A 13,726-nucleotide genomic window follows, 5' to 3' on the forward strand; every position below is an offset into this window, starting at 1 on the left:
TTTAACGACCTTCTTTCTCTTTCAAACGACTTACATACTCCATAACCATTTCTTCTGTAACATATTTACGCTGCAAGGTAACACCATTTTTTGCAAGATCATTAATCTGCTTCGTTACAACATTAATGACATCAACCGAAAATTCTTTCCCATTTGACGCAAGAGATACGGCAGCTTCAATAGCTGCTTCACGCTGTGCATCTAATTGTAAACATGCTTTTACACTTTCATTTTGTTTACGAGAATGTGCTGTAATTGCTTTATGTACTTCCATCTTCTCTTCCCCCTAAATAGTTATACGTTTTTATTCAATTCCATTGCAAGCCGGATCATATCACGACATACAATCCCATTTTCAATAATCTCTTCTTCATAATGCTTCGAAAAGTAATCAAAATCAATAGAAAAAATACGAAATCCACATTTTTGATATAAAGCAAGTTGTGAAACACTAGAATTGCCTGTACCAACTTCAAGTTTTGACATACCATATCCTTTAGCAGTTTCTACAGCATGCCTTAATAGCTTCTTCCCAATCCCTTTTCCTTGCAAATGCTCTGCAACCGCAATATTCATGATTTCCATCGTCTTTGGCCTTGTTTCCAAAAGAACATATACACCGATAACGCTCCCCCCCTGCTTAGCTACGTATGTTAATCCTCTTTGTACATACGTAGCTATTTGCCGTTCACTTGGATCCGCAAGTAACAATAAAGCCTTCGGTATAGCCTCTTTTGGAATACGTTCTATTACAACAGACATAAAAAATTCCCCCTTCTCTATTGTTCTAAACCCTCCTTGTCTACCATAAATAATAGAAAGGAGGGATTCACCATGGACAACAATGAGAAAAAATGCAACGTCATCTCTATTGATGGAAAGAAGAAGAAAAGCGACACGTATTCCTATCCAAAATTAGTAGTTGAAAACAAAACATATGAATTTTCTTCATTCGTCTTATGCGGTGAAACACCAGATGGCAGACGACTCGTTCTTACTCATATGATTTCTACCGATGAATTTGCTGGATTTGTAAAATCTTTAGATACTGTACTTCAAAAGAAAATTGAACGAATCTTTTTCTCATAACGACTATATAACATAAATTTCTTTTTCAATCTCTACTAACTGCTTTTGCAATTGTTCTTTACTTTGTTCATATAGAGATACATCGATCGTTTCAGCCAATGCAAACAATATACTTTCATAATAGTTCATCACATCTTGCTGCATCACTTTTTGGAATAAATTCCACTTCATATCCCACTCTTGCTTATAATGATGAACAAATAAATGTTTTTCATCAGCTACATAGTTTGATACGAGCGGTTCTAATACAGATTTAGCGTCTTCTTGCATAAAAGCTTTGTCATTCTTTTCAAAAAAGCTTTTCTCATTTTTAAAATGTGCCAGTGCTTTTTTGAAATCTTTTATTTCAACTGAAGGGAACGGTTCTTTATGTGTAATATCTTTGTATTCATACTCCACTGTTCCATTCATAGAAATTGATTCATTTTCTACTTTACAGTTCACTACAATTTCATCCTTTGCACGCTTCATCGCTTCGTCTATCCATTTTTCAAGGCGTAATGATGTCGCACGCATTTCTTGTAATAAATCATGCTGAATAAATGCTACTAATTCCATAACACACTGTTGCAATTGTGTTTTCACATTTCCATCCGTTCGAAGTGATGCCGGATTAATAAATTCAGTAAACACATCATTATAGCGGAGGAATAGACGCTGTTGCACGTAATAAAGCAACTCTTTCACTTCATTTTGCATCGCCTGTTCTTCAGCAAGTACACTATATGAAGAAATGATATGAAGTAGTTGATCACGCTCTGCTTCATATTTTTTCGTTTGCTTCTCTTTCTCTTCATTCCCCTGCTTTGCACCCTTTATCATGTTTACTAAAAGCTGATCTGCCCCTTGCAACGCACCATATAGAGCATGCACAGAAACAAGCATTAAATCTCTCATCATAAAGGACGTAAATGATTCCTCAAACTTAGTAATCCCAGAGTTTTGTAAAATACCATACTTCTCTTTTTCAACATTCTTTCCTTGTTTCTCTTCAAGCGCACATAAACTTGAAATTGCAAATAAACGCGGATTTCTAATACCGTATTGCAGTAGCTGATCTGCGATATAACCTTTTACCATTTCAAGTTCTTCTTCAGACTCTGCTAAATCCGCAGCATTAATTAAGAAGAACATTTTATCAAGGGCAAAAGTATCCTTTACACGACCAAGCTGAATTAAAAATTCACGGTCAGCACGAGAGAATACATGGTTATAATATGTTACAAATAAAATAGCATCTGCGTTTTTAATATACTGAAATGCAACATCCGTATGGCGAGCATTGATAGAATCCGCTCCAGGTGTGTCTACAAGCGCTACTCCCTGCCTTGTTAAAGCACAATCATAATAAAGTTCCATATACTCAACGAAGCATGATTTCTCTTCATTCGCTACATAATCAGAGAACTCTTCTAATGTAACTTGTACTTGTTCTCCTAAATAAGTAGAAACTGCATCATACCCTTTTTGTACCGCTCGTAAAAAGCTAAATGTTGTTTTTTGCTTCCCAGTTGGTGAAGGATATTTCATAACTTTATCAATTTGTGCTAACGCTTCATCTAACGTAGCAATCTCATAATGAAACAGCTTATAAACAGCTTTCATATCTTCTAATAACGCTTGCTTTGATTTAAACTGAACAATTACTGTTCCATGTGGTTTTTCCTCTGTAACCGGCAAAATTTGATTAATCGTTGCCGTCGTCGGGTTTGGTGATACAGGAAGTACTTTCTCACCGAGTAAGGCATTGGCAAATGATGATTTTCCAGCACTAAATGCCCCGAATAACGCTACTGTAAATTGTTTTGTTTCTACACGTCTTCTTTTCTCTATTACCTCTTGCTGTACATGTTTCAGCGCTGGCAATGGCTCTAATATCGTTTCAGCTTTTTTCACTTTCTCTAATATCCGCTGAATATTTAAAGCCGCCGTTCCTTTCAGCTCTTCTTCATGAATCGCTACGTTATCGTTTACGATTTCCTGCTCTTGTAGTGTAAATTTCTCACTAACAATTTGCTTTTCCCTTTGCAATATCTCATCTATTTGCAAACCTTCAGGCGTAGCAACATGATCGTGCCAAACATTTCGTAAATAGTCTTCATATGCCGCCAAATTGTTATTGTATTGTAATTGTGTTTCTTTCGCCGTTTGCAACATCGTATATGTTTCAATCTCTTCTTCAATACGAGCAACTGCTTCCCTCACCTTTTGCTTTAAAACGACCGCACTTTTATCAAAAATTTGCTGTGCTTTTATAAAATAACGCTTCTTTAGTTCATTCGCTACATCCGCTGTATAAAGAAGTAAGTAATCACCTGTGAAACCTGCGCCTTGTTTAATTACCTCAGCCAACATTTCTGGTCCGAAAGCAATTTCTAACCCATATATGTCTTTCCCAATTTCCTCCGTGAACAATCCTTCTTCTTTTAAAAAGGCTACAATAAATTCCTTCACATGAAAATCAAGCTGCGTTTCAACAGTCTTTTGAAGGGCAGAATAAAACGCCTCTACACGCCTTTGTTTTTCTTGCTCCGTCTTTCCTTTCGCAAATAGCAAACCGACTTTAAACTTTGTTAATTTCGTTTCTAAGTACGCATTTGCCAATTCTCTCATTTCAAATGGCATTAAATACGCGTTATCTAATATAGCTTGTAGGCCTTTTATAAATTCATTTCTCACATGAGACTCTTTACTTGCCTCACGATTTTTCGCTTCCGTTAACTCTTCCTTCTTTTCAACTACCTCTGAAATAGAAAGTGGTGATGCTAACTCTTCCTCATATTTCAAAAGAGCTTTTTCATTTTCAGAAACAATAAACGAGAAATGTTCCCCCATTAAATATTCTGTTTCTCGCTCCATTCCAGTCCTTACATACTGCTCTTTTTCTTTCATAATAGAAGTAATTAACGTTTCTAAGCTTCCAATTTCATTATGTGGATGGTTCATCATTCGTAATGACGTATAATATACTCCATCTACTTCAATATCCCAGTTAGAGAACGATTGCTTTACACTATCTTTATAATTCTCAAACGACAATTCATTTTCTTTATGTTTATCTATTTGATTGACAACGAGATAAACCGTTTTATTACGTTGTTTCAATTCTTTAACAAATTGCAAATTCACTTCCGATTGGACGTGATTATAATCCATCATATAAAAAATTACGTCTGCTAGATGTAGCGTTGATTCTGTCGCTAATTGATGGGCATCATCTGTTGAGTCAATCCCTGGTGTATCTACTAACATAACACCTTCAGGAATTGGCGCATCATTCCGATAAATGTGAACACCAATTACCTCATCACCATCTTTACAAATTTGTTTTAATTCTTCAGCTGAATATGCACCGTCATACTCGTACTGTTCTCCAGATTTAACCGTTACAACAACACGATCCATTCCTTTTTCAATTTTGACAACGTTAGCGCTTGTCGGAATTGGACTTGTTGGTAACAGCTGCGCTTTATATAGATGATTCATCATCGTTGATTTCCCCGCAGAGAAGTGACCACAGAACGCTATCATAAGCTGTTCTTGTTTATATTTTTGAATCACCTCAAACAACTTTAAACTATTCTCTGCATCGCCGTGTTTTTGCCACTCTTCATAAAAACAAACAAGTTTTTTCATACCGTTTGTCTGTACTATGTTTGTCATCCCCTTGTTCCCCTTTATCCAAGATGTATATACTTTTTCCCGCTAATTGCGAGCTCATAACCAGTGAGAGTTACACCTACCCATTGATTACAGTTTCACTTTACTATCATACTAAATTTTCAGCATATTCTCATTAAAAATAAAAAATCCCTTTCATTCTTTTTACAAATGAAAGGGATTTTATGTCATATCACTCATTTTGCTGTTCCTACTCCATTTAAAACATACTTCGCAATAACTGCATATACAGCGACTGTACCTGCTACTAATGTATATACCATACTTACGCACCAACCTTTTTTGATAATGATTATCAATTTTAAATATATTTTATCATTAAAGAGAATCATTATCAACACTTTTCATAAAGAAAGCTCCTTATAAGAAGGAGCTTTACTGCCTGTTTTGAAAAAGGGTAAAACTTATTGTGCACTCTTATTATATCTTATCCTACATAACTTAACAGTTTAAAAAAATGGAAATATCGCCTATCCCCTCCATCTTACATTTTGTATAATAAAAGGGAATTACTTAACAAGGAGGAAAAAAATGACGCAAAATCTCACACATGGCGAGAGGATACACTCCATCGATATTATTAGAGGAATAGCTGTACTAGGTATTTTTCTTGTGAATTGGCCTGTTATCGCCGGGGTTGACTCACGTGATCTTTCAGGAATTTACGAAGGGATAGACAGCTATATTCGCCTATTTTACGATATGTTTATTCAAACGAAATTTTATACAATTTTTTCGTTTTTATTCGGATTAGGTTTTTATATTTTTATGAGTCGTGCTGAGGCGAAAACCGAACGCCCAAAAACTTTGTTTGTTCGCCGCTTACTTATTTTATTATTATTCGGTTTCTTACATTACGTTCTTTTATGGGACGGTGACATTTTACATACTTATGCGATTGCTGGATTTTTCTTATTTTTATTTTATAAGAGAGAACCTCGTACTATTTTAATATGGGCTATCGTTTTATTGAGTATTTTTCAATTCATTATGCTAATGGCTGGTATTACGGTTGCATTGGTACCAAAGGAAGAGCTAGGTTTTTCCTTACCTATCATGCCATTAGAAGACTGGCTGTCACAAATACAAAATCGTTTCCATGCATTTTACGCTGATGGAATTGGATTAAATTTACTTATGCTTCCAGAAACAGTTGGGCTATTTTTGCTTGGTTTATACGCCGGCAAAAAGGATATTTTCCGCCGCACGAAAGAGTTAGATCCAAAACTTAAAAAATGGCAAATTATTATGTTCCTTTTAACATTACCAATGTGGTTCTTCATGGTCCGTTACTTCTTATCAAAACCATTTTATGAACCAATTTATATGCAGGTCTTTACAATGTTTAGCGGAAAAACGTTATTCATATTCTACATTTTCACGCTCATGCGTTTATTACAAAAAGAAAAATGGCAAACGTTATTACGTCCATTCCAATACGTTGGACGAATGGCATTAACAAATTACATCTCGCATACAATTGTTACATTACTTGTATTTGGTCTATTCCTTAAAAATTATTATCCTGCTCCATTATGGGTTGGACCAATATTCTGCATTAGTTTCTACACGTTACAAATCTTTATTAGCCGCTGGTGGCTTTCACATTACCAATACGGGCCACTTGAGTACATTTGGCGTCTTGGTACGTACGGGAAAATAATGCCACTTAAAAAGAAAAGCAAGGTCTCATAACGAGACCTTGCTTTTTCACGCTTCTCTTACTGCACTTTGCATAGATACTGGCTCTTCTTCTACTTTCACTTTGCGCTGCGGCACCATATTAAATACGATATTTAAAAGTACTGCTGACGCACTTCCAAGTACAATTCCGTTATCTGTTAAAATACGAATGCTTTCTGGAAGTTGTGAAAATAATGTAGGAACGACTGTTACGCCAAGCCCAATTCCGACAGAACATGCAACGATTAATAAGTTTTCTTGTTTACCAAAATCAACGCTACTTAACATTTTAATACCATATGCCATAACCATACCGAACATCGCTAACATCGCACCGCCCAGTACTGATTTTGGGATAATTGTGGTAATAGCTGCGATTTTAGGAATGAAACCAAGTACGATTAACATACCACCGCAAGTATAAATAATAACGCGATTTCTTACTCCAGTTAATTGAACAAGTCCTACGTTTTGAGAGTATGTTGTATATGGGAACGCGTTGAAAATGCCACCTAACACCATCGCTAATCCTTCTGCGCGATAGCCTTTTGTTAATTCTTTTTCACCGATTTTTTTATTGCAAATATCAGATAATGCAAAGTATACACCCGTTGCTTCTACAATCCCTACGCAAGCAACTAAAATCATCGTAATAATTGGTGTTAATTCAAATGTTGGTGTACCGAAGTAAAATGGTTGAATACCGTGGAACCAATCCGCCTCTCCAACCGCTTGCAAACTTACTTTCCCCATAAACGCTGCAACGATAGTACCGAACAATAAACCTAGCAAAATAGAGATTGAACGAATAAATCCGTCGAAGAAACGATACATAATGATGATAAATAGTAACACACCAAATGCTAATGCTAAATTTTCAAGACTACCGAAATCTTTACTTCCTACTCCTCCAGCCATATCATTAATTGCCGCTGGAACAAGTGTAACTCCAATTACTGTAACGACAGATCCTGTTACAACAGGTGGAAACAGTTTTACAAGTTTTCCAAATAATTTCGCAAAAATAACAACGAATAACCCAGCAGCAATAATTGCTCCATAAATTGAAGACACACCGTATTGTTTTCCAATCGCAATCATCGGTCCAACCGCTGTAAATGTACAACCAAGCACAACTGGAAGCCCAATACCGAAAAAGCGATTTGATAGTGCTTGTAAAATTGTCGCAACGCCGCACATTAATAAATCAATTGAGACTAAATATGTTAACTCTTTTTGATTCAAACCAAGTCCACCGCCCACAATAAGCGGAACGATAATTGCTCCAGCATACATTGCAAGCATATGCTGCATACCAAGCGATGCAATTTTAAATGGATGCTGCTTCATCGTTTATTTCACCTCCGCAGTTTCTTGCTGTACAAATGTAACTGTGCCGTTATCAAGTGATGCAATTTCTGCTAGTGATTCAACACGAACGCCTTGTTCACGAAGCTTCTTTCCTCCATCTTGAAATGCTTTTTCAATAACAATTCCAATTCCTGCAATACTCGCTCCGGCTTGCTCTACTAAACTCATTAAACCTAAAGCAGCCTGACCGTTTGCTAAAAAGTCATCGATGATTAATACACGATCATTTTCATCGATATGATTTCGAGATAATGAAATTTCATTTGTTTCTTGTTTTGTAAATGAATATACGTTTGCAACGTACATATTATCTTGTAACGTTAACGATTTACGTTTTCGTGCAAAAATTACTTTTACACCAAGCTCTAATGCAGCCATAACCGATGGTGCAATGCCTGAAGATTCAATCGTCACGATTTTTGTAATGTTCTCTTCTTTAAAACGTTTAGCAAATTCTTTTCCGATTTCTTGCATAAGTACTGGATCAATTTGATGATTTAAAAAAGCATCTACCTTTAATACGTCACCAGATAAAACCTTTCCTTCGTTCAAAATCTTTTCTTGTAATACTTTCATGTTTGTTCCCCCTCTTATGCAATAAAAAAACTCCAAAAGCCGCCACCACTCGTTACAAGTGAGAGACGCGCTTTTGGAGTTTCGCAAAAAAAGAATGCTAAACAAGCAATTATATTCGTCCTCACTCATAGTCAAAGTATTTACGGTACTTCGGTAGAAACTTGCAGGCCATATCCCCGCGATTATATGAGTGTAGCTAACTATTTATTTTATAGAAGGATTATAACGTACTTTTTATGCTTTGAAAAGCATTTATCAAAAAAACACGTACAAATTTTTAAAAACCACTATCTTTGTTCGAGTTTTGCAAACTCTTTCATTCCCAATTACAACTTCGTTAAAATGATTGGCCCATCTTTTGTAATCGCAATTGTATGCTCATATTGAGCTGATAATTTCCCGTCCATCGTTCGTACAGTCCACCCATTTAAATCTACTTTAGAATATCGCATACCTATATTTACAATCGGTTCAATTGTAATTACCATTCCTTCTTGTAACTGAGGTCCTTGTCCTTGTTTCCCAAAATGAAAAATTGCTGGTTCTTCATGAATCTCTTTACCAATCCCATGTCCCGTAAAGTCTCTTGCGACAGAAAAACCTTCATTTGTTACATAACTTTCAATTGCATAGCCAATGTCTCCTACATGATTACCAATTACCGCCTGATCAATCCCTTTATACAAAGCATTCTCAGCTACTAACAACAACTTTTCTGCTTCATCAGAAACTTTTCCAACTCTATACGTCCAAGCAGAATCTGAAAGACCCCCATTTAAGTTTACTACCGTGTCAATTGTTACAATATTACCCTCAGTTAAAGGAACATCGGCCGGAAACGCATGACACATTTCATCGTTTACAGATGCACATATCGCATATGGATACCCGTTGTAACCTTTCTGTTCAGATGTGGCACCATGCTTTTTTAAATACATTTCAACAAACGTATCAATCTCTTGTGTCGTTATACCTGGCTTTATCATTTTCGCAATTTCTTTATGACATGAAGCAAGTAATTTTCCAGATTCATGCATCAAATCTATTTCATTTTTCGTTTTAATTGTAATCATACTACCTCTATCCTTCCTTGCTAAACCTACTATTTGCTACTAAACTTCTATCATACACACCCTCTACCAAAATTTCAAAACTCTCAATTACAACAAGTAAAAAATATGTATCATATATTTCTAAATCAAAATAAAAAAACAGAAGATCCCTCTGTTTTTTAATCACGTTTACATATATAGTTCATTTTCAAGAACTCAAAACAACCACCATTTGTTTTCTGTATAAACGTTCCAACCGCTTCAAATCCCGCCCTTTTATACACTTTTATCGCTCTCTCATTAAATGTCGCTACTGATAGTGTTATATATTTGCATCCGTATTTTTCTTTGCTAAAAGCTAGTCCAGCATTCACGAACTGTAAACCAAATCCATTGCCAGTTATATCAGGTCTCATTCCAAGTCCTATCTCAACCGTTCCATTATTTATTTTACAAACCGTAAAGAACCCAATGAGAGTACCATTTTCTTTCACAGAAAATACATGATTCCCTCTACTCTCACCCTCTAAAAACTCAGCTAAATCTTCTTCATCTGCCTCTATATCGTAAAAGGAATATTCCCCTTTATAATGCCAGTTATATGCAATCTCTTCCGCCTCTTCTTGCGTCATTACTGTATATGTATAAACCATCTTCTATCCCCCTATAAAAAAAAGCTGCAAGTAAGCAGCTCTTTTTTATAACTCATAAATTTCTTTATACTTCACTTCTAAATAATCTGCTAAGTAATTTGCATTTAACCCTTCGCCTGTTACATCTTCTAAAATTTCAAGTGGCTTTTTCGTTTTACCATATTGGTGAATATGTTCTGTTAACCATTCACGAATTGGTGTTACGTTTCCTTCTTCTAATAATGCATCAAAGTTCGGAATGTCTTTTAACATTCTTTGCTTAAATTGCGCTGCATACATGTAACCAAGCGCATAAGATGGGAAGTATCCAAATGAGCCACCAGCCCAGTGAACATCTTGCAATACACCTTGCGCATCATTTTCCGGACGAATTCCTAAATATGCTTCCATCTTATCATTCCAAGCTGCTGGTAAGTCCTTCACTTGTAATGTACCATCAAATAATTCTTTCTCTAATTCATAACGCACCATAACATGAAGCGGGTATGTAAGCTCATCTGCTTCTATACGAATGAATGACGGCTTCGATTCGTTAATTGCATCATAAAATTCATCGACTGACATATCATCAAATTGACCATTGCTATACTCTTTTAATAAATCATAATTTTTCTTCCAGAATGATTTATTACGGCCGATAAAGTTCTCAAAGAATAACGATTGTGACTCATGAATACCCATAGATGTTCCACTACATAACGGTGTACCTTCAAATTTCTCTGCAATATTTTGTTCATATACAGCATGACCACATTCATGAATTGTTCCAAACACAGCCATGCGGAAATCCTTTTCGTCATAGCGTGTCGTAATACGAACATCCCCTCTATTTAATGTAATCTCGAATGGATGTACTGTTTCATCAAGACGACCTGCTTCAAAGTCATAATTCAATTGCTTTAATAGTTCTAATGTAAAGTTCTTTTGTTTTTCTTTTGAAAATTTTTCCGATAAAGCACTTGTTTTTAATCCTTTTTTAGACTCAGAGATTTCTTTTACAAGCGGCACGATGCGCTCACGAAGTTGACCAAATACGTGATCTAAAACTTCTACTGTAATACCTGGCTCATACATGTCTAATAATGTATTGTATTTATATGTTTCGTAACCCCAATATGTAATAAATTTCTTTTTAAATTCAACAATTTTTTCTAAGTACGGGCGGAACATTTCGAAATCAGATTTTTCGCGAGCTTCTTCCCACACACTCTCTGCTTTCGCTTCTAATTTCACATACACTTCGTATTCCGCTTGTGGAATTTTCTTATTTCTATCATATTCTTTCCGACACTCTTCAACCATTTTCTTCGTCGTTGCAGAAAGTTTGTCTTCACTTATTAAAGCTTCAAGCTCTGTTAAATAATTTCCCATCTCATCTGAAGTCGACATAGCAAACACTTCTGATGAAAGCATACCAATTACTTCTGAACGTTGATCAACACCTTTTTTAGGCGCCCCTGTTCTTAAGTCCCAAAACATTAAACTTAATGCTTCTCCGTAATTTTGTATCTTCTTCACATATGTTAAAAATTGTTTTTCTACTTCATATGTAGCTACTGTCATCGTATAAAAACCTCCCTTTTCTACCTCAAACTTAATTCGACATGAAAATCTAAATTCCTTTTATAATAGAAAAAAAGCTTGGCAAGCGCCAAGCTTTCTCCTTATAATTCTTTACCTTCTATCGGTAGTACGTTTTTCACCGCTTCTACCACTTTCTCATCTTCTGTATTAGATAAGAAGATTGAAATAGCACCTTTATCGTCGCTCGTACGAATTAAACGACCAATACCTTGACGAAGACGTAAAATCATATATGGTACATCTACATCCCAGAACGGATCATTCACATGTTTACGCTTCGCTTCAAACACCGGATCGTTTGGAGGGAATGGTAATGACCAAATGATAACATGTGATAATGATGAACCAGGAATATCTAAACCTTCCCATAAATGAACGGCACAAAGTACAGTCTCTTCTTCATTTTGGAAACGAGAAACGAGCTGGCTAATTTCCTGATCTCCTTCATATAAGAACGGAACCGACATTTGCTCTTTACTTACATACTCTTTGAACGCTGCAAGTTCTTGCGTTGTACGGAATAATACAAGTGTACGTCCATTTGTTTTTTGTATATTTTCAAGTGTATATTGACACTTTCTTTCCCATTCATTTTCTTTCGTATGCGATAGTAAGTTTACTGCCATTTGCTCCTCATAATCAAACGGTGAGGCAACTGAGAATGATAAGTAATCTTTTACCCCTAAGCTATTCGCTGTAAACGCGAATGAATCGTTATTAGATAATGTAGCAGACGAGAAGATATACGGGATTTTCTTTGAGAATACTTTCTCTTGTAACACTTCTTCAACTGCACGTGGCATAATTACTAACGTGAAGGCTCCATCACCTTCTTCACCCCAAGTAATTACATTTTTCTCATGCATGAACAGACGAAGTGAATGTTCTAATACATCTAAATGCTCATCAACAATATTTAAATCATACGTGTTTACTGTATGCATTTCACTTTCGAATACTAATGCATCTCCAACTTCACCGATTTTTGCATAAAGTCGTTTCGCTTCAGCTGTTACTTTTTCTGTCACAGTAATTTCTAAACGATCAGAACCAGCAATTTCTTTTTTGTTTTCTTGTAACACATCAAAGAATCGCTCTGTTTGCCAAATTGTTTCTTCTACTAAATGTGCAAACTCCTCACGAATATCGTTTTGCAACAATCTTGTTAAAAGTTGCTCCATCATCGTTTGCTTTAAACGGTATGTTAAAGCTTTTTGAGCTGCATATTCTACAAGATGTCCTTCATCGAATACAACACAGCTACTTTCTGGTAATAACGGAATTTGCCCTTCACGCTTACGAGCATCGTACGTCCAAATATGATCCATATAGAAATCTTGAGAACAAATAATTAAATCTGCTGCTTTACGATAATGTTCACGAGAAAGAGTTTGTCCACAACGATGACGAGAATCACAAGTAAAGCAATCTTGGAAGTAATCCCAATTTACTTTTGACCATTCTTCGTCATTTAAAAGTGGAAATTCTTTTCTGTCACCATAGTGAGTAAAGTTTTGCATTGTACCATGATCGAATACAAACTGTGGTAACTCGTAATATACGTCTTCAATTACTTCTGGAGCTCGTCCACTCATAACATCTTCAAGTTTACGTAAGCATAAATAATTATCCATTGATTTTGCAAGCCTTACATCAACAGATAGCCCTAATGCTTCAGATAATTTCGCAATGTCCCCTTCTTCTTTCACAAGCTGCTCAATTAACGTTTCATCTGCACAAGCAATAATAGCTGGCTTCCCAGTATAACGCGCGTAACAAATTGCATATAGAAGATATACAATTGTTTTCCCTGTTCCTACACCAGCTTCTGCGAACATAACTTTCTTTTCTTGGAAAGCGCGTTCTAACTGAAACGCCATAAAAATTTGTTCATCACGCTCTTCAAAGCCTTTTTCCGGAAGGATGTCGTAAAACACATCTCCAATCCACTCATTCAACTTATCATAAAAATTATCTTGTTTTCCTACTTCAAATGGTAATCTCTTCTCAGTAAACATCCTTAGCCTCCAACCAAAA

General features: G+C 35.8%; 12 protein-coding genes and 1 riboswitch. Of the genes, 2 read left to right on the plus strand and 10 right to left on the minus strand.

The genetic code is table 11. The annotated features are described in order from the left end of the window. Position 1: 1 nt before the first annotated feature. Positions 2 to 274: a YpbS family protein gene (locus tag ACS2CR_RS20935; protein WP_000451818.1), complete on the minus strand. Its 273-nt coding sequence runs from the start codon at positions 272 to 274 to the stop codon at positions 2 to 4. Between the two features lie 20 nt (positions 275 to 294). Further along, on the minus strand, positions 295 to 762 hold the full coding sequence (locus ACS2CR_RS20940; protein ID WP_000117686.1) for a GNAT family N-acetyltransferase: 468 nt from the start codon (positions 760 to 762) through the stop codon (positions 295 to 297). A 72-nt stretch (positions 763 to 834) separates the two neighbouring features. Here ACS2CR_RS20940 and ACS2CR_RS20945 point away from each other — a divergent pair, with 72 nt between their 5' ends. Further along, positions 835 to 1,089 carry a DUF3931 domain-containing protein gene (locus ACS2CR_RS20945; protein ID WP_000369740.1) on the plus strand — a complete coding sequence of 85 codons (255 nt, stop codon included), beginning with the start codon at positions 835 to 837 and terminating at the stop codon, positions 1,087 to 1,089. Between the two features lie 3 nt (positions 1,090 to 1,092). Here the strand turns inward: ACS2CR_RS20945 and ACS2CR_RS20950 are convergent, their stop codons facing one another. Together ACS2CR_RS20950 and ACS2CR_RS20955 are read right to left on the minus strand one after the other, a co-directional pair. Then, complete coding sequence (locus tag ACS2CR_RS20950) at positions 1,093 to 4,752, minus strand: dynamin family protein (RefSeq protein ID WP_053514226.1); 3,660 nt, start codon at positions 4,750 to 4,752, stop codon at positions 1,093 to 1,095. 194 nt (positions 4,753 to 4,946) lie between these two features. After that, the gene (locus ACS2CR_RS20955) at positions 4,947 to 5,111 is read right to left on the minus strand and encodes a hypothetical protein (protein ID WP_002100871.1); all 165 of its coding nucleotides are present in this window, start codon (positions 5,109 to 5,111) and stop codon (positions 4,947 to 4,949) included. Between the two features lie 190 nt (positions 5,112 to 5,301). Here ACS2CR_RS20955 and ACS2CR_RS20960 point away from each other — a divergent pair, with 190 nt between their 5' ends. Beyond that, on the plus strand, positions 5,302 to 6,465 hold the full coding sequence (locus tag ACS2CR_RS20960) for a DUF418 domain-containing protein (protein ID WP_053514227.1): 1,164 nt from the start codon (positions 5,302 to 5,304) through the stop codon (positions 6,463 to 6,465). Between the two features lie 15 nt (positions 6,466 to 6,480). Here the strand turns inward: ACS2CR_RS20960 and pbuX are convergent, their stop codons facing one another. The 6 genes from pbuX to ACS2CR_RS20990 form a co-directional block, all read right to left on the minus strand. Continuing rightward, positions 6,481 to 7,803, minus strand: a complete 1,323-nt coding sequence (gene pbuX / locus ACS2CR_RS20965; RefSeq protein ID WP_000809223.1) for a xanthine permease PbuX — start codon at positions 7,801 to 7,803, stop codon at positions 6,481 to 6,483. A gap of 3 nt (positions 7,804 to 7,806) precedes the next feature. Further along, positions 7,807 to 8,400 (minus strand): xanthine phosphoribosyltransferase, encoded by a 594-nt coding sequence (locus ACS2CR_RS20970; RefSeq protein WP_000866496.1) that lies wholly within the window; start codon positions 8,398 to 8,400, stop codon positions 7,807 to 7,809. Between the two features lie 108 nt (positions 8,401 to 8,508). Beyond that, positions 8,509 to 8,610: riboswitch (purine riboswitch) on the minus strand. Positions 8,611 to 8,726: 116 nt separating this feature from the next. After that, positions 8,727 to 9,473 (minus strand): type I methionyl aminopeptidase, encoded by a 747-nt coding sequence (locus ACS2CR_RS20975; protein ID WP_000628415.1) that lies wholly within the window; start codon positions 9,471 to 9,473, stop codon positions 8,727 to 8,729. Between the two features lie 158 nt (positions 9,474 to 9,631). After that, positions 9,632 to 10,105, minus strand: coding sequence for a GNAT family N-acetyltransferase (locus tag ACS2CR_RS20980; RefSeq protein ID WP_053514228.1), 474 nt, complete (start codon positions 10,103 to 10,105; stop codon positions 9,632 to 9,634). 45 nt (positions 10,106 to 10,150) lie between these two features. Beyond that, a complete protein-coding gene (gene ypwA, locus ACS2CR_RS20985; RefSeq protein WP_053514229.1) occupies positions 10,151 to 11,668 on the minus strand; it encodes a carboxypeptidase in 1,518 nt (505 codons plus the stop codon). Positions 11,669 to 11,769: 101 nt separating this feature from the next. Beyond that, positions 11,770 to 13,707, minus strand: coding sequence for an ATP-dependent DNA helicase (locus ACS2CR_RS20990; protein WP_021728644.1), 1,938 nt, complete (start codon positions 13,705 to 13,707; stop codon positions 11,770 to 11,772). Between the last annotated feature and the right edge of the window lie 19 nt (positions 13,708 to 13,726).

The organism is Bacillus cereus group sp. BceL291 (assembly GCF_051776705.1).
GTDB classification, from domain to species: domain Bacteria; phylum Bacillota; class Bacilli; order Bacillales; family Bacillaceae_G; genus Bacillus_A; species Bacillus_A cereus.